Here is a 17,627-nt window from a genome sequence, read left to right as displayed (position 1 = left end):
GTTAGGCTTCGATCTTTTTAGCTACAAAATCTCTTGAAAGACGAACTATTACGTCATCGTTAAGTTTTACTTTGATAAAATCCTCTTCAGGTTTTATGACTTCACATATTAAGCCACCATTTGTTATTATTTTATCACCTTTTGCTAGGTTTGAAATCATCTCGGCGTGTTGCTTTTGTTGCTTTTGTTGTGGTCTGATAACCAAAAAATAAAAAATCGCAAAAATCGCGACAAGAGGTAATAATGAGGTTAATAAATTTTGTTCCTGCATTTTTGTTCCTTAATAGAAAATTTTTAAAGCAATATTTTACCACTAAAATTATAATAAAAGCCTTTGTAAGTGCTTTTTTAATTTCAAATTTTATCTTTTTAGCTATTTTTGATTATGAAATTTTAAATTTTATTTCTCCTTTCTTGACTATTTTAGGGATTCATCTACTGATAAATACAGATAGAATTGGCTTTTTTTTAACTGGTTTTTTTGTGGGAATTTTGTGGTTTTATTGGATAGGTTTTAGTTTTATTTATTATGAAATGACTTATATGATTCCTATCGTTATAATCTCTGTAGGTATTGTTTATGGATTCATATTTCTTATAGCAAGTTTTCCAAGTTTTGTTTTTTTAAGAGCTGTAATGATTTTTTTGATAAGTTATATTCATCCTTTTGGTTTTAATTGGTTTAATTTAGAAGCGACTTTGGTTTTGGGCGTGTTTGAACCAAGCACAAAAGGCTTGATTTGTATATTTTTGTCAGCTTATTTTTTGAGATTTAATAAATTTTATAAACTTTTATTTTTAATTCCTTTGATATTTGCTGTTCAAATTGATACAAAAAAACCAAATTTTTTACCTTTTGATATACAGTTGGTTCAAACAAATATACCGCAAGATAAAAAATGGGATAAAAGATATAAAAATGATTTTATAAACGAAAATTTAAAGCTTATAAACTCAGCTATAAGAGATAATAAAAAGCTTATTATTATGCCTGAAAATGCCTTTGCCACTTTTATGAATTTTGAAAAAGAGCTTATTTTAGAGCTTAAAAAATTGTCTAAAAATATAACCATCGTAGCCGGTGCATTATCGTATGAAAATAGACAAGCTCACAACTCAACATATATCTTTGATGATGGGAAAATGCGAAAGATTGATAAATATGTTTTGGTTCCTTTTGGGGAGGAAATTCCACTTCCAAATTTTATGCGTGATTTTATAAATAAAAACTTTTTTAACGGAGCAAGTGACTTTAAGCCAGCTGGTGATGTAAGTGATTATGAAATAGGTGGTGTTTTGGTGCGAAATGCTATTTGTTATGAGGCTACGACAGATAAAATTTATAAAAACAATCCAAAAATAATCATAGCAATAACAAATAATGCTTGGTTTAAAACAAAAAATATAAACTCAACAGAGCCAGTTTTGCAACATTTGTTGCTTAAATACTATGCCACAAAATACGGCACTACAATATATCATAGTGTAAATGGTTCAAAAAGCGAGATAATAATCCCAAAAAAAGGAATTTAGCCCATTCTGCCTTTAAATTTTTTCTCATTTCCCATATAAACAAAGCTAAGCACTTCTGCAACCGCTTTAAACATATTTGCCGGTATCATTTCATCTACATCACAAAGCTTGTAAAGCTCTCTTGCTAGTGGCGGGTTTTCTACTATCTCAACACCATTTTCAGTTGCTATTTTTCGTATTTGCAAAGCCATCATATCAACACCTTTTGCTAAAACCACCGGTGCATCTTCTTTTGTTCTGTCATATCTGAGAGCTATCGCATAGTGGGTTGGGTTTGTGATAACAACATCTGCTTGCGGGACTTGTTGCATCATGCGCTTTCTTCCGGCTTCCATTTGAGCTCTTCTTATCCTTGCTTTTACTTGCGGATCACCCTCCATTTGTTTGTATTCATCTTTTACCTCTTGTTTGCTCATTCTTAAATCTTTAAAGTATTGAAACCTTACTATTAAAAGATCAATAAGTGCTATAGCAAGCAAAACTATAAGCATAACTCCAATTAAGATAAGCATTTTTTCTTTTAACCAAGATAACTGATCAAACATCGTAAAAAATAGTGTTTTTGGAAGCTCTTTGATAAATTGTAAAAAAAAGTAAAATGCGATTCCAAAAACAGCTGAAACCTTAACAATTATCTTTATAGAGTCTATTACTTTTTTTAAAGAAAATAGATTTTTTAGGCCTTTTATTGGATTTATTTTATTTAAATCAGGTGTGATTGGTTTGGTCGTAAAAATAAATCCAAACTGCATTACAGAGGCTAAAACACCTGCTATTGCTACACAAATACAAATAGGAAGCACCATAAGTAACATTCTAAAAAGTGTGTTTATCGTTATTTGGTGTGCGACTTTTAGGGTTATCTCTGTTCCTATTAAGCTTTGATAATAATTATAAAGCGATACAACTTGATTTTTCATAACTCCAAGCATGGGTAATAACACACCAATAGCTACTATAAGAGTTATAAAACCACTTATATCTTGACTTTTAGGGACATTTCCGTCCTTTTTTGCGTCTTCGATTTTTTTGGAGGTGGCTTCTTCTGTTTTTTCTTGATCTTCCCCAGCCATTATGCCCTATCTAAATTAATTTATTTTTTTGTTATTATAGCTAAGTTTAAACGAAGTTAAAACAATAATAAAATTTATTTATATAAATTTATTGTCTTTTAATAATTTATATTTTATTATTGCAGGCTAAAATTATATTTCAAGGAGTTTAAATGAAAATTAAAAATGTGTTTTTTACCTGTATTTTTTTACTCTCATCTTCGTTTGCAGATGATTTAAGAACACTTGCTTTAGAGTCTGGTTTGAAGTCTATACCTTCAGATAAAAATGCGTTAGAACAGCTTATAAATGATATTGCTCCGGATTCTAAAGAGTATCCATTTTCAGTAGATGCATATGAGCTTGGAAAAAAGCTTTATTTTGATCCTAGATTATCAAAATCAGGTATAATTAGCTGTAATACTTGTCACAATTTAAGTCTTGGTGGCGTTGATGGAGTGCCTGCTTCAACTGGACATAAATGGATGCCAAACCCTTCACATGTAAATTCTCCAACTGTATTTAACTCGGTATTTAACTCAGTTCAGTTTTGGGATGGAAGAGCAGCTCATTTAACAGCGCAAGCTAAAGGTCCTTTGCTAGCATCGGTTGAGATGGCTTCAACACCTAAGCTTATAGAACAAAGATTAAAATCAATTCCGGCTTATGTATATGATTTTAAGAAAGCTTTTAATAGCGAAATAAAGTTTGATTTGGTAGCAGCAGCTATTGGTATTTTTGAACGTAGTCTTATTACTCCTTCTAAGTTTGATAAATTTTTAGAAGGCGACAATAAAGCTCTTAATGATATGGAAAAAAAGGGTTTAAAGACTTTTATAGATAAAGGTTGTGCTAGTTGTCATGATGGCGTGAATTTAGGTGGAACCTTGCAACCATTTGAAGTTGCAAATAAATATGAGTTTTCTAATATTGGTGATTTTAAAGGTGATAAAAACGGACTTGTAAAAACTCCAACTTTGAGAAATATAGAATTAACAGCACCTTATTTTCATAATGGTGTAGTATGGTCACTAGAAGAAGCTGTTAAAATTATGGGCAGTGTTCAGCTAGGCATTGATATAAAAGACAATGAAGCTAAAGATATAGCAATATTTTTAAAATCTTTGACAGGAGATGCTCCTAAGATAGATTATCCTATATTGCCAGCCTCTACAAAAACCACATCTGTTCCAGAACTTGATTATTAATTTTTCGGGAGATTTTTTCTCCTGAAATTTCTTTTTAAAATAAAAATTAATCTTAAATTTATAAATTTTTTAGTAAAATCAACCCCTTAAAATAACCAATAGAGCTCCCAAAATCTTTTCTTAGTAAAAGTGCTTTTTGGTAACTACCACATATAGAAGGGATAGCAATGTCAAAATATGCTATTATAAAACACGGTGGAAAACAATACAGGGTTAGCGAAGGTCAGTACCTAAACTTGGATCGTTTTGAAGCTAATGCAAAAGACAGCATCGAGATTACAGACGTATTGGCTGTAAATGATGGTGATGTTAAGGTAGGTGCGCCGTTTGTTAAGGGTGCAAAAGTTGTCTTAGAAGTTGTTAATTTAGGTAAAGACAAAAAAGTTATTATCTACAAAAAACGCAGAAGAAAAGACTCAAAATTAAAGCGTGGTTTTAGAAGACAATACACACGCGTTAAAGTAATAAGCATAGCAGCCTAAGGAGATAAGATATGGCACACAAAAAAGGTCAAGGTTCAACCCAAAACAACCGAGATTCTATCGGTCGCCGCTTAGGTGTTAAGAAGTTCGGTGGAGAATTTGTTAGAGCTGGAAATATCATAATTCGTCAAAGAGGAACAGCTACTCACGCTGGTAGCAATGTTGGTTTAGGTAAAGATCATACAATATTTGCTTTGATAGATGGATATGTTAAATTCGAAAGAAAAGATAAAAACAGAAAAAAAGTTTCTGTATATCCAGCTGCTTAATTTATAGAGGATTTTTTCCTCTATAAATTTTTAAAATTATTATTAACTCTCTTTTTATTCTCTCTAAGTATTTTTATATTTAAATATTAATTTATAAACAATATACAATTTTTTCTCATTGCAAATTATACATAAAAATAAATCACGACCAAGATGATTTAGATGATAAAATCTAATGTACTTGTTTTTGTTTATTAAATTTGATTTTATCTTTGTATGATTTTCCTAAAGCAAAAAGACCAATCCATCTTTTTATCTCTTAGCTTTTTATAAGGACATCCGTAAAATTTACAAGATATTATAAACATAAATTTTAATGCATTAGATTGCTAAATAAAAAATAATATAGTTACGGATATTAAAAATTTATATTAAAAATATGCATACAAACATTTGAATTTATAAGTTAAAGGTGTTTAATTTTAGTAAAAATTTTTAATGATCAGGGATGATTTTAAAATTATAAAAGTCATCTTGCAGCCAAGTTTATTACCCAAAGTGTTATATATTTTGCAATAAAAAATTAAATTTTTGTAAAAATTTGAAATTTATAAAACTCTCATCAAACAAAAACTATTCAACACTCCAATCAATAGGCTCTTTGCCTTGCCTAATAAGATAAGTATTTGTTTTTGAAAAGTGTTTGCAACCAAAAAATCCACCACGAGCAAGAGGGCTTGGGTGAGGTGCAAAAAGTACTAAATGTCTATCTTTGTCTATTAAATTTGACTTTATCTTTGCATAATTTCCCCATAGCAAAAAAACCAGCCCATCTTTTGTATCGCTTAGCTTTTTTATAACGGCATCTGTAAAAATTTGCCAACCAAAGTTTGAGTGAGAATTTGGCATTCCTTCATTTACACTAAGGGTTGAGTTCAGAAGTAGTACACCCTGCCTTGCCCATTTGCTAAGATCGCCTGAGTTTGGTTGCTTGATACCCAAATCATCATAAATTTCTTTGTAAACATTAACAAGGCTAGGCGGTATCTTTTCGCCTTTTGGCACAGAAAAGCTAAGCCCCATTGCTTGATTTGGTCTGTGATAAGGGTCTTGCCCTAAAATAACTACTTTTACATTATCAAATGGAGTTAGATTAAAAGCATTAAATATAAGCTTACTTGGCGGATATACTTTGTTTTGCTTTTTTGCTTCTATCAAGCTTTGCTTTATTTTAGCAAAATAGGGGCTTAAAAATTCATCTTTTAAGCTATCTTTCCAGCCTTGTTCTATCTTAACATCTTGTAAATTTATATGCATTTATTTGCCTAAAAACATATCAGGCTTTAGTTTAATGACCATCAAAAAAGCACTAAGCATACTTTGCTCTCTTATATAATTTCTATCGCCTTTTAGCAGTAGCCTTTCAACCATACTCGTGCCATCTTTGTGAAGTACACCGACAAAAACTGTCCCTACTGGTTTTGAATCACTGCCCCCATTTGGTCCAGCTATCCCGCTTATAGCTATACTAAAGTCAGATTCTGATGACCTTATAACACCACTAAGCATAGCTCTAACACACTCTTCGCTAACTGCTCCATAAGTGTCTAAGACTTCATCACTTACTCCAAGCCAAGAGTTTTTTATCCTATTTGCATAGCTTACAATTGAGCCTTCAAATACTTGAGAAACTCCATCATAATCGCCAAGCCTACAAGCACACATTCCAGCCGTACAAGACTCTGCAAAGCTTATTTTTATGTCTTTTTCTATTAGTTTTTTTGCGATGAATTTAACTATATCTTTATCATCTATCATCTTTTGTGAAAAGAGATTTTTTACACTTTGTTTGAAGCCATCTATGCTTCCAAATTTTTCGGCTTTTGTTTTTACTATCGTTAAATTTGGTAAAATTTCACTTAGATAAATTTGGACTTTATACGGTTTTGCAAGCGGTTCAAGTAAAATTTTTGCACTCTCTTTATCTATATCAAATAGGTTAAAAAATGATATATTTTCAGGTTTTTTTATCAAAATTTCTGCCATTTTTTCGGTTGGATTTGCTTGTATTAGATTTATTTTCGTGTTGTTTAGTTCTATCACAAAGCTACCATTAGAGCTATCTAGTGCATTTTTTGTGGCTATTGTGTTTTGTTCGGTTAGTTCAAGAACATCAGAACTAAGAGTCGCTAGTATCTTTGCCATAAAATCATAACTCTCATATGAAGCAAAAATACAAAGAGAGTCTTGGTCTTTTATCAAATTTTCAACTATAAAAAGTATCTCATTATCGCTTTTTGATACAAAATTTATATCCCCGATTTCACCAAAATGTTCCTCATAGCTATCATAAATATAACTTAAATGTTCTTTATTTACACGCAAATCATCGCCAACTATAAGCATTTTATGTTTCATAAATTTTACCTTTTAATTTTGATCTATTATATCAAATAAAAAATAAAAAATAAATTTTTTTAAGCCCTATATAACAGAGTTTTAGATAGAATTTGCAAATTTAACTTTAGGGGTATAAAGATGGATTATAAAGATACGCTTTTACTTCCTGCTACTGATTTTCCTATGCGGGCAAACTTACCACAAAATGAGCCTGATAGGATAAGTTCTTGGTATGGAAAAAGAGATGTTTATGAAAAGATGAAGCAAAAACGCAAAAACGCAACTTCTAGTTTTAGTATTCACGATGGACCTCCTTATGCAAATGGTCATTTGCATATAGGACACGCTTTAAATAAAATTTTAAAAGATATTATCACAAAAACACACTATTATTTTGGCGAGGATATTAGATATGTTCCGGGCTGGGACTGTCACGGACTTCCTATAGAACAACAAGTTGAGAAAAATCTTGGTGATAAGAAAAAAACTTTAAGCAAGACTAAGATTAGAGAGCTATGTAGAGCTTATGCTAGTGAGTTTGTAAAAATTCAAAGCGAAGAGTTTAAATCGCTTGGTATTATCGGAGATTTTGATAATCCTTACTTAACTATGAAATTTGAGTTTGAGGCTGATATATACAGAGCGCTTTGCGAGATAGCAAAAAAAGGACTTTTAGTAGAAAGAAGCAAGCCTGTTTATTGGAGCTGGGCGGCTAGGTCAGCACTTGCTGAAGCTGAGGTTGAGTATGAAGATAAAGAGGATTATTCTATCTATGTTGCTTTTAAACTCGGCGATGAAGCTTCAGCTAAGCTTGGTGTAGATAAAGCAAGTGCTGTTATATGGACAACTACTCCTTGGACATTACCAGCAAACCAAGCTATATGTTTAAACCCAGATGAAACATATGTTGTAACTAGTGAAGATTTAATATTTGCTAAGCCTTTACTTGAAAATTTGGTAAATATAGGCATAACAAAAGGCGAAATAAAGAAAGAGTTTAAAGCACAAATCCTAGAAGGACTAAATGCTATAAATCCTTTAAATGATAGAGATAGTAAACTTTTACTTGCTGAGCATGTTAGTATGGATGGCGGAACCGGTTTAGTTCATACAGCACCGGGTCACGGCGAGGATGACTATTATGTATGTTTAAGATACGGCATAGAGGTTATTATGCCTGTTGATGAAGAGGGAAAATATGACAATACTCTAAAAGTAAAAGGCTTGTTGAAAGATCCTGATGAACTCATAGGTATGCATATCTTTAAAGCAAATGAGAGAATTTTAGAACTTTTAGGCGATAGCTTGCTAAATGTATCTAAGTTTGTTCACTCATATCCATTTTGTTGGAGAACGAAAAAACCTGTTATTTATAGAGCTACCAAGCAGTGGTTTATCTCTATGGATGATAAAAAACTAGATGGCAAAAGCCTAAGAAGCGTAGCAAGGCAAGAGCTAAACAATATCAAATTTTATCCAGCAGTTGGTATAAAAAGAATAGGAACAATGATTGAAAATCGTCCTGATTGGTGTATATCTCGCCAAAGGGATTGGGGTGTGCCTATAGCATTTTTTAGAGACAAGGATACAAAAGAGCCTATATTTGATGCTGATGTGTTAAGTAATGTTGCTGATATTTTTGAGAAAAAAGGCGCAGATGCTTGGTGGGATTTGAGTATAGCCCAGTTACTTCCATCTGATACAAAATACAATCCTGAAAAATTAGAAAAAGTTATGGATATACTTGATGTTTGGTTTGATAGCGGTTCTACTTGGCAAGCTGTTTTAAATAGCAAAAGATATGATGCTGGTAGCTATCCTTCAAGTATGTATTTAGAGGGTTCAGATCAACATCGTGGTTGGTTTCAAAGTTCATTACTTGTTAGCACAGCTGTAAATTCTCATGCACCTTACAAATCTGTCCTTACTCACGGATTTACCGTTGATCACAAGGGTGAGAAGATGAGTAAAAGTAGAGGTAATGTCGTAGCTCCACAAGATGTTATAAAGACTTATGGTGTTGAAATTTTACGCCTTTGGGTTAGTTTGAGTGATTATTCAAGTGATCTTAAAATAAGCGACAATATCTTAAAACAAGTTAGTGAGCAGTATAGAAAAATAAGAAACACAATAAGATTTTTACTCGCTAACGTAAATGATTTAGATGAGATTAATGCTGATTTTGGTCTTTTGGACAAGTGGATACTTGGTAAGGCAAAAAGAGCTTTTGATGAAGCTAGTGCTTGTTTTCAGCAGTATGATTTTTCAAAAGGATTTAATATACTTTTAAATTTCTTGTCTGCTGATTTGAGTGGTATTTATCTTGATGTTTGTAAAGATAGACTTTATTGTGATGATAAAAACTCATCAACTAGACGTTCAGCACAAAGTGCAATGGCTATCATAACTCGCTCTTTATTGCCACTTTTAGCGCCTACCTTGACATATACAGTAGATGAGGTTATGGAGTATGCGCCAAAGATAATCAAGCAAGATTATACCGATGGTTTTGACCTTATAAATACACCTATGGAGTTTGACTTTAAGGTTGAAGATGAGCTTATGTTGAGTAGCAGACAGAAGTTTTTTGAAATGATTGACTCTTTGAAAAAAGATAAAAAGATAAAATCAACTCTTGAATTAAATCTACAAACAACATCTGATCAAATTTTAAGCCTAGACAATAAAGACATAAGTGATTTTTATATGGTTAGTAGGGTTTTACCTTTTGATGATACTGAGGCATTATGTGAGTTTGGTATAGATGATAATAAATTTAAAATTGTTTTAAATAAAGAGCATAAGTGTCCAAGATGTTGGAAATTTAACGCTTCAAGCGAAGGCGATGTTTGCCCAAGATGTAAAGAGGTTTTAGCTAGTGCTAACTGAACAAATACCTTTTAGTATAATTGTTGTAAGTATTGTCGTTATACTTGTTGTTACAGCAATAGGCATAGTTTTGGTTAATAAATTTAAGGATAAAAAGTGATAAGTTTAAAAGATGCTTTAAAACTATCAGGCGAAGAGATTAAAAATTTAAGAATCGAGCTTGAAGAAAAGATAAAAAAAGAAAAACAGCTAGGCGCTTATGTAGAACAGTTAGCGGATCTACCTTTGGCTAAATTTGGCGAAGGTATACCGGTAGCCATAAAAGACAACATACAAGTAAAAGGCTGGAGCGTAACTTGTGCATCTAATATATTGCAAGGATATGTATCGCCATATAATGCTACTGCTATAAATAAACTTATCGAACACAATATGTCGCCATTTGGCAGGACAAATATGGATGAGTTTGCTATGGGTAGCACGACTGAAAGTTCATTTTATGGTAAAACATTAAATCCTTTAAATCATGCTCATGTTCCCGGTGGTTCAAGTGGTGGCTCTGCTGCCGCTGTTGCCGGTGGTTTGGCTATAGCTGCACTTGGTAGTGATACTGGCGGTAGTATCCGCCAACCAGCTGCTTTTTGTGGTTGTGTCGGCTTTAAACCTACATACGGCAGGGTAAGTAGATATGGTTTGGCTGCTTATTCAAGTAGCTTAGATCAAATAGGCCCTATAACTCAAAATGTAGAAGATGCAGCTATATTGTATGATGCTATAGCTGGTTATGATAAGATGGATAGTACGAGTGCTAATGTAGAGTTTGAAACCATAAGTGACAAGCTAGATCCAAACAAAAAATTAAATATATGTGTTATTAAAAATTATGTTGAAAATGCAGACGAAGAGAATAAAACCGCACTTTTAAAAACGATAGAAAAGTTAAAATCTCACGGACACAATATAACTTATAGAAATTTAGAAGACTCAAAATATGATGTAGCAACATACTATATAATAGCAACTGCCGAAGCTAGTGCAAATTTAAGCAGATATGATGGTATAAGATATGGCAGAAGAGCCGATTCAAAAAATCTAAAAGAGCTATATATAAACTCAAGAAGTGAAGGTTTTGGTGAAGAGGTAAAGAGAAGAATTTTACTTGGAACCTTTGTTTTAAGTAGTGGTTATTATGATGCTTATTATATAAAGGCTCAAAAAGCAAGGGCTCATATAAAAGCACAATATGAAGAAATTTTAAAAGAAAACGATCTTATTTTTATGCCTATTGCTCCTAGCACAGCTTTTAAATTTGGGCAGATAAAAGATCCTTTGAGTGCATATTTGAGTGATATTTATACCATAAGCGTGAATTTGGCGGGGCTTCCAGCTGTATCAGTTCCTGTAAGCAAAGCGCAAAACAATCTAAGTATAAGCGCACAGCTAATAGCTAAAGCTTGGGATGAACAAACTCTTATGGATGGTGCATTAAGTTTAGAAAATATAATAAAAGGATAAGAATTGAAGATAATAAAAAAAGCTCTTACATTTGAAGATGTGTTGCTTGTGCCTCAGTATTCTGAGGTATTGCCAAAACAAGTTGATATAAAAACAAAATTTAGCAAAAACATATCATTAAATATACCTATTGTATCTGCTGCTATGGACACAGTTACGGAACATAGAGCTGCTATAATGATGGCAAGACTTGGTGGTATAGGCGTTATACACAAAAATATGGATATTCAGACTCAAGCAAAAGAGGTAAAAAGGGTTAAAAAAAGTGAAAGTGGTGTTATTATAGACCCTATTTTTATAACCCCAGATGCAACTGTGGCAGATGCTTTAAATTTAATGTCAGAGCTTCATATCTCAGGTGTTCCTGTTATAGATAAAGACCGTAAACTTATAGGAATTTTGACAAATAGAGACTTAAGATTTGAAACAGATACTACAAAATTAGTAAAAGAGCGCATGACAAAAGCACCTTTGATAACAGCAAAAAAAGGTTGTACACTTGATGATGCAGAAAAGATATTTAGTCAAAATAGAGTAGAAAAACTTCCTATCATAGATGAAGATGGAAGACTTGATGGGCTTATAACCATAAAAGACCTTAAAAAACGCAAAGAGTATCCAAATGCAAACAAAGATAATTATGGTCGTTTGCGTGTGGCAGCAGCTGTTGGTGTTGGTCAGCTAGATAGAGTTGAGGCTTTGGTTAAGGCTGGTGTTGATGTTATCGTTATGGATTCAGCTCACGGACACTCAAAAGGTATTATTGATACATTAAAGCAAATAAAACAAAAATTTGATGTTGATGTTGTTGTTGGAAATATAGCAAATCCAGCCGCAGTAAAAGATCTAGCAGAAGCTGGTGCTGATGGCATCAAAGTAGGTATAGGACCTGGTTCTATATGCACTACAAGGATAGTAGCTGGTGTTGGTGTTCCACAAATAACAGCTATAGATGATTGTGCTATAGAAGCTGCAAAATACGGTATACCTATCATTGCAGATGGTGGTATTAAGTATTCTGGTGATATATCAAAAGCTCTTGCGGCTGGCGCTAGTTGTATTATGGCTGGTAGTTTGCTTGCTGGTTGTGAAGAAAGTCCGGGCGAGGTTATCACATATCAAGGAAGACAATACAAGGCTTATAGAGGTATGGGTTCTATAGGTGCTATGACAAGGGGTAGCTCTGATAGATATTTCCAAGAAGGTACAGCAAGTGAGAAGCTAGTTCCTGAGGGTATAGAGGGTAGAGTGCCATTTACTGGTAGCATGAAAGATGTTATACATCAGCTTATAGGCGGTCTTAGAAGCTCTATGGGTTATGTTGGAGCTAAGGATATACCTACCTTACAACAAAAGGCTGAGTTTGTTGAGATAACAAGTGCAGGGCTAAAAGAGAGCCACGTTCACGATGTTGTTATAACTCAAGAAGCACCAAACTACAAAGTAAACTAAAATCTTAAAGCCATTTTTTGATGGCTTTATCTTTTAATCCACAAAAGGAAAGATATGGATAATCAAGCTCAAAGCTTTGAAGATAAGATAAAAAAAGCAGAAGAAATTTTAAAGACTCTAAACAGTGAAGATGTTGCACTTCAAGATAGTGTAAAACTATGTAAAGATGGCAAAAAGCTACTTGATGAAGCACAAAAGATACTAGAAGATGCAAAACTTAGCATCACACAAGTACAAGATGACTAAGATAGCGGTATTGCAACTTCCCACCCTTGCTTTAAGCGAGGCTAGGCTTGATTATTATCTTAAGGTTTGTAAGGATAATGGCGTTAGTTTGATTTTACTTGGCGAATATGTTTTAAATAGCTTTTTTAAAGAGCTTGAAAATATGCCAATTAGCATGATAAAAAAACAGAGCGAAGATAGAAAAGAATCCCTTATAAATTTAGCAAAAAAATACGATATAACCATCATCGCTCCACTTGTTTTAGTGCGTGGTAAGGATATATATAAGGTTATTGCAAAGATTTCACAGTCTCAAACTAAATTTTATGAACAACAATTTTTAATGCAATACTCTCACTGGAATGAGGCAAAATTTTTTAAAAATGAGTTTAAAGATAAATTAAACTATGCTACTTTTAAATTTGATGATTTGAAATTTGGTGTGATGTTTGGTTATGAGGCACATTTTGATGCTAGTTTTGTCTATATGATGAAAAAAAATGTAGATGTTTTACTGATACCTACAGCTTGCACCTTTGAGACAAACGAAAGATGGTGTGAACTTTTAAAAATGCGAGCCTTTACAAACAATGTCTATATATTAAGAGCAAATAGAATAGGGCATTATAAAAACAAAAACATAGATGAGAGCTGGAACTTTTACGGCGATAGTATGCTTATATCTCCATTTGGCGAAGTGTCCCAAAGACTTGGCAATAATGAAGAGATGATGATATCAAATCTTGATAAAAAAGAGATAATCACAGCTCGTGGAATTTGGGGTTTTAAAAACGAGATAAATAAAAAGAAACTTTTATCTTGATAGCTAAAATTTGAAATAAGCCATACAAAGATGGCTATAAAACCATCTTTATTGCTCTTTGTGAATACAATCTTGAAATATAAATTTATGCTCTTGTGGGATAGCTTTATATATTTCGTTTGCAAGCTGTCTTATCTCCCAAAGTGCCGCTTTAGAACTTCTTAGTGATATGAAGTTTTGCAAGGCTCTAGCATTTATACTCCAAGTAAGCTCTGTTTTGTAACATTCAGGTAGGCAGTATTTTACTATATCAAGACTTGTCGTAGTGGTTGATAAGATATGTCTTAGGTTTTCAAGTGCTTTTATGCTTGCATTGTCGATTAGTTCATTTTGTGTCAAAACTATATATCTTTGTGCATTTTCATAATCAAATTTATCATCTTGTATAAAAGGGTTTTCGTTTTTTAGCTCTTTTAGTGTGTATCTTGTTGATTTTACAGATAGGCTGGCCATTCTATGTCTTGATAGCTCTTGCAATAACGCCCTAGATATATCTTGTATATAAAATGTATAGTGTATATGCTCCAAGGTTGAAGCGTGTTTAAACTTATTTCCTACTCTATCTATCAGCTCTATGTCTTTTTCGCCACCATTATCACCTCTCTCAAAGCTCTGCCAACAAGTTCTTATAGCATGTGAGCATACATTTAATGGTGTGTGTGTTAAAAGTGTTATTTTCATATTTTCTCTTTTGAATTTTTGTGTATTTTAGCCTTTTAGGACTTAAAATCAAATACTGAAAAATATTTTTTTCCTATTTTTGGTAGAAAATTATTTTTTATATTATGATTTCAAAAAGACATTAATATAAGTAGAAATAAAATTACATAAAAATGAGAAATTTATGTAATTTTTATTTTACTTTAATAAATCCAGTAGTAAAATACAAGTCCAAATAATTTTTACAAAGGAGATAAAATTCAACATTTCGATTATTACTAGTGCGACTCTGATCGCTGTAGTTTTAACACAAGGTGCTTTTGCTGATCTTAAAAGTGATTTTAAAGATTCAGAAAATCTTAAAGATAAAGCCAAAAGGTATAGTAAAAAATTAGATAAAATCATAAATGATTTTTATCAGATAGACTACTCAAAGTTTGCCACTTATGGCGAAAATACTGCAACTAACGCAAAAGAAATAACAGAGTTAATTTATGACATATCGAGTCTAGGTGCTTTTTATGTAGCTGACAATCCTGGCGTAACTGATAAAAAGAAACTAATATCAGATATAACGGATATATCAAATCCAAATGGATATAAAATTTCAATATCACAAGGTGGAACTGTCAGTATATTTATTGATAGTCATAAGGGTGCAAATTTAGTTCCATCTACTGCGACTGTTAGTCCTGAAAAGAATGGTTTTGATAATGTTTTTTCTATTGCAAACAAAGAAAAAGTTACAGCTCTTTTAAAATCATTAAAAGAATATGTAGCAAATGACTTGCAAAAAAGAGAACAATTAGTCTTTGAAAAACTAACCAAATATGCTATATTGAGTTACTATAATGAACAACCAAAATTTGATTCAATGGATTCAAGTATCGTTGATGATAGGCTAAATTCCGATATTGTCTTAAAGTATCTAAAAATCATGAACGAAAGCATTAAGGCAAATTCTTTTAAGATAACAGGTGATCAGATAAGATCCAAACTTCATTTAGGTTCAAATGGTGATTCTGGTGGAAATAAGCTTAAGGCCGATAATTTATCACAATTAATGCAAGTTTATTATGACTTGGTAAAATTAGATAAGTTATCAGATGATAAGTATATATCTGAGGCTAAAGCTTTGGCTAAATCGTTAGCTAATGCAGGTATTGAACTCGCAAATGGTAAAACGATATCAGATATAAATACCGCAGATAGCATAGAAAATCTCAAAAAGTTGATTAAAGATGTGGATAATCTTAACAATGGTAATGATTTAAAAACAAAATACATTGATAGATTTGACACTACTACTCTTTTTGCTCTTGACGCAGCTGTAAATTTGAGTATTATTTATGATAATTTACAAAGTGATGCGTTTATGAAAGAACAACCAAGTGTGATTTTAAAGATAAAAGAAGCTATTTATGAGTTAAAAGCTGGGTTAATCAAACAAGGCGATAAAACATTAAAACAACAAGTTTATAAATATAATAAGAAAGGTATTAATGATAAAAAAATTCATATAAAAGACACACCGGAAGGAATTTTAGCTCAATACGACAACTTACAAAAAGCAAGTCATTTGCTATTAGAGCTAAAGATGGGTAATTTTAATCCCAAAATCGCATTAGAAAGCAGACAAAAAACAGATGGTGAAATGGCACAAATAGCTAAATTTAAAGAGGCTATTTGGTTGTTGAAAAAATCTAATATAGTTGTTAAAAACGATAGTGAGCTTAAAAAAATGTTAGATTTTGCAGCTACAAATATAGATAACAAAGTATTGAGTGATGATGGTTCTGGCGCTATAAAAGATGCGATAGATGTGCTAGTAGCTGGTGCTAGTGGGATAGAACTTGTAAAAAAAGCCTTAAATGCACAGATAAAACTGGCTTCTATCCAAGCTAGATACGATCTAAAAGCAAAGACATTTTTGCAAGATCCTAGAGTTTATTTGTCATCTATGAGTAAAGATATCATTTTAAGTATGACTGATGCGGCTACTTCAAATGATAACATAGCAAATTATCTAACACAAGATACTGCAAATATACTATCTTTCGTAAAAGCCAACGAAACCTCAATCCAATCAGCAACAAACGAAATAGGTAAAGTATCTAATCTAGATATGGTTAATTTTAGTAATCAACTATCAACACAAACAAGACTTGCTAAACTAAGCAATCCATTCAATGAAGACTTAGCATTAGCATCTGCTATAAATAAACTAAGCAATGATAAATTTGCTGATAATGGTGATAGTGTATCATCTGTAATAAAATCATATACAGATAGATTTAACAATGATAACAATATATGGGCAAATGTTATAGGTGCAAAAGGTAAAGTAAAAGATAGTTCTAATCCAGAACTACATGGCTTTAGTATAGGTTATGATAGAGCATTTGATAACACAATAGTAGGTGGATATATGACTCTTGCTAAATCAAAAGCTGATTCTAGCCTAATCAACACAAAAGCAAGCAACTATCAATTTGGTCTATATGGTAGAACATATATAGACAATAGTGAAATAGATACAAGAGTATCATTTGGTAAAGCTAAAAACAAAATTGATAGATATGTAAAAAGCAATGGTAATGTATTAACTCAAAACGGTAAATATGATACAACATATACATCATTAGCAGTTGATTATGGTTATGTTATAGATCTAAGCGATAGCTTGTTTATGAAACCATTAGTAGGATTAGATTATTCTCACTCTAAATCAAAAGCTTTCAAAGAAAGTGGAGATCTAGCATTATCATTTAATGGTGTTACTTCAAAATCTTTAAATGCTAAACTAGGTTTAGAATTTAGAAAATATGTAGACAATGGAAACTACCTATATATAACTCCAGGATTTGAAGCAGAAGTATACAAAGATGTAAAAGATCCTGTAGCTAGATTTATAGGTTCAAACAAAGACATCAAACTAAAAGCAGATGATAAAAAAGGAAGATTTGTTACACTTAAAACAGGTGCAGAATTAAAACTAACAGATGCTTTATCTACAAACGTAAACTTTGGCGTAAAAGCTAAATCAAAACAACAATACTTTGATGGAACTGTAGGACTTAAATACAAGTTCTAAGAACACAACTAAACTACAAACCACAACTCTAACCAAGGGTTGTGGTTATCACACAATACATAAACAACACTAATCTTATAAAACATTATAAAACATACAAATTTATACCAAATATTTATCTTATTTTAATATGGGGGGGGTAAAA

At 32.0% G+C, this 17,627-nt stretch carries 16 protein-coding genes; 10 read left to right on the top strand and 6 right to left on the bottom strand.

Translation table 11 applies throughout. From position 1 onward, the window contains the following. Position 1: 1 nt before the first annotated feature. Positions 2 to 271 (bottom strand): preprotein translocase subunit YajC, encoded by a 270-nt coding sequence (gene yajC / locus CPIN18021_RS08630; protein WP_078423981.1) that lies wholly within the window; start codon positions 269 to 271, stop codon positions 2 to 4. Between yajC and CPIN18021_RS08625 the strand changes: the two genes are divergently transcribed. Further along, on the top strand, positions 244 to 1,533 hold the full coding sequence (locus CPIN18021_RS08625; RefSeq protein ID WP_078423980.1) for an apolipoprotein N-acyltransferase: 1,290 nt from the start codon (positions 244 to 246) through the stop codon (positions 1,531 to 1,533). The genes yajC and CPIN18021_RS08625 overlap by 28 nt on opposite strands. Here the strand turns inward: CPIN18021_RS08625 and flhB are convergent. After that, positions 1,530 to 2,606 carry a flagellar biosynthesis protein FlhB gene (gene flhB / locus CPIN18021_RS08620; RefSeq protein WP_078423979.1) on the bottom strand — a complete coding sequence of 359 codons (1,077 nt, stop codon included), beginning with the start codon at positions 2,604 to 2,606 and terminating at the stop codon, positions 1,530 to 1,532. The genes CPIN18021_RS08625 and flhB overlap by 4 nt on opposite strands. Positions 2,607 to 2,758: 152 nt before the next feature. Here flhB and CPIN18021_RS08615 point away from each other — a divergent pair, with 152 nt between their 5' ends. The 3 genes from CPIN18021_RS08615 to rpmA all read left to right on the top strand — a co-directional run bounded on the left by CPIN18021_RS08615 (position 2,759) and on the right by rpmA (position 4,544). Beyond that, positions 2,759 to 3,793, top strand: coding sequence for a cytochrome-c peroxidase (locus CPIN18021_RS08615; protein ID WP_078424843.1), 1,035 nt, complete (start codon positions 2,759 to 2,761; stop codon positions 3,791 to 3,793). Positions 3,794 to 3,960: 167 nt separating this feature from the next. Continuing rightward, positions 3,961 to 4,275: a 50S ribosomal protein L21 gene (gene rplU / locus CPIN18021_RS08610; RefSeq protein WP_069633407.1), complete on the top strand. Its 315-nt coding sequence runs from the start codon at positions 3,961 to 3,963 to the stop codon at positions 4,273 to 4,275. A gap of 11 nt (positions 4,276 to 4,286) precedes the next feature. Further along, on the top strand, positions 4,287 to 4,544 hold the full coding sequence (rpmA, locus tag CPIN18021_RS08605; protein ID WP_034968623.1) for a 50S ribosomal protein L27: 258 nt from the start codon (positions 4,287 to 4,289) through the stop codon (positions 4,542 to 4,544). A gap of 573 nt (positions 4,545 to 5,117) precedes the next feature. On the opposite strand, the gene ung is transcribed toward rpmA, so the two are convergent. Next, entirely contained in the window at positions 5,118 to 5,801 is a 684-nt protein-coding gene (ung, locus tag CPIN18021_RS08600; protein ID WP_078423977.1) for a uracil-DNA glycosylase, read from the bottom strand. Further along, positions 5,802 to 6,902, bottom strand: coding sequence for a CinA family protein (locus CPIN18021_RS08595; RefSeq protein ID WP_078423976.1), 1,101 nt, complete (start codon positions 6,900 to 6,902; stop codon positions 5,802 to 5,804). 120 nt (positions 6,903 to 7,022) lie between these two features. On the opposite strand from CPIN18021_RS08595, the gene ileS reads away from it, so the two are divergent. The 5 genes from ileS (at position 7,023) to CPIN18021_RS08570 (ending at position 13,728) form a co-directional block, all read left to right on the top strand. Next, a complete protein-coding gene (ileS, locus tag CPIN18021_RS08590) occupies positions 7,023 to 9,773 on the top strand; it encodes an isoleucine--tRNA ligase (RefSeq protein ID WP_078423975.1) in 2,751 nt (916 codons plus the stop codon). A gap of 96 nt (positions 9,774 to 9,869) precedes the next feature. After that, on the top strand, positions 9,870 to 11,228 hold the full coding sequence (gatA, locus tag CPIN18021_RS08585; protein ID WP_078424842.1) for an Asp-tRNA(Asn)/Glu-tRNA(Gln) amidotransferase subunit GatA: 1,359 nt from the start codon (positions 9,870 to 9,872) through the stop codon (positions 11,226 to 11,228). A gap of 3 nt (positions 11,229 to 11,231) precedes the next feature. After that, the gene (gene guaB / locus CPIN18021_RS08580) at positions 11,232 to 12,680 is read left to right on the top strand and encodes an IMP dehydrogenase (RefSeq protein WP_078423973.1); all 1,449 of its coding nucleotides are present in this window, start codon (positions 11,232 to 11,234) and stop codon (positions 12,678 to 12,680) included. Positions 12,681 to 12,734: 54 nt separating this feature from the next. After that, positions 12,735 to 12,926 carry an exodeoxyribonuclease VII small subunit gene (gene xseB / locus CPIN18021_RS08575; protein ID WP_069637123.1) on the top strand — a complete coding sequence of 64 codons (192 nt, stop codon included), beginning with the start codon at positions 12,735 to 12,737 and terminating at the stop codon, positions 12,924 to 12,926. Continuing rightward, entirely contained in the window at positions 12,919 to 13,728 is an 810-nt protein-coding gene (locus CPIN18021_RS08570) for a carbon-nitrogen hydrolase family protein (RefSeq protein WP_078424841.1), read from the top strand. The genes xseB and CPIN18021_RS08570 overlap by 8 nt, the downstream gene beginning before the upstream one ends. Positions 13,729 to 13,776: 48 nt before the next feature. Here the strand turns inward: CPIN18021_RS08570 and thyX are convergent, their stop codons facing one another. Continuing rightward, positions 13,777 to 14,409: an FAD-dependent thymidylate synthase gene (thyX, locus tag CPIN18021_RS08565; protein ID WP_078424840.1), complete on the bottom strand. Its 633-nt coding sequence runs from the start codon at positions 14,407 to 14,409 to the stop codon at positions 13,777 to 13,779. A 627-nt stretch (positions 14,410 to 15,036) separates the two neighbouring features. Continuing rightward, positions 15,037 to 15,216, bottom strand: a complete 180-nt coding sequence (locus CPIN18021_RS08960; RefSeq protein ID WP_157886679.1) for a hypothetical protein — start codon at positions 15,214 to 15,216, stop codon at positions 15,037 to 15,039. 10 nt (positions 15,217 to 15,226) lie between these two features. On the opposite strand from CPIN18021_RS08960, the gene CPIN18021_RS08560 reads away from it, so the two are divergent. Then, a complete protein-coding gene (locus CPIN18021_RS08560) occupies positions 15,227 to 17,482 on the top strand; it encodes an autotransporter outer membrane beta-barrel domain-containing protein (RefSeq protein WP_162273644.1) in 2,256 nt (751 codons plus the stop codon). The last annotated feature ends 145 nt before the right edge of the window (positions 17,483 to 17,627 follow it).

Origin of the sequence: Campylobacter pinnipediorum subsp. caledonicus (assembly GCF_002022005.1) — a bacterium.
GTDB lineage: Bacteria > Campylobacterota > Campylobacteria > Campylobacterales > Campylobacteraceae > Campylobacter_A > Campylobacter_A caledonicus.
The sequence above is the reverse complement of the archived record's forward strand: the minus strand, read 5'-3'. Positions and strand labels throughout refer to the sequence as shown.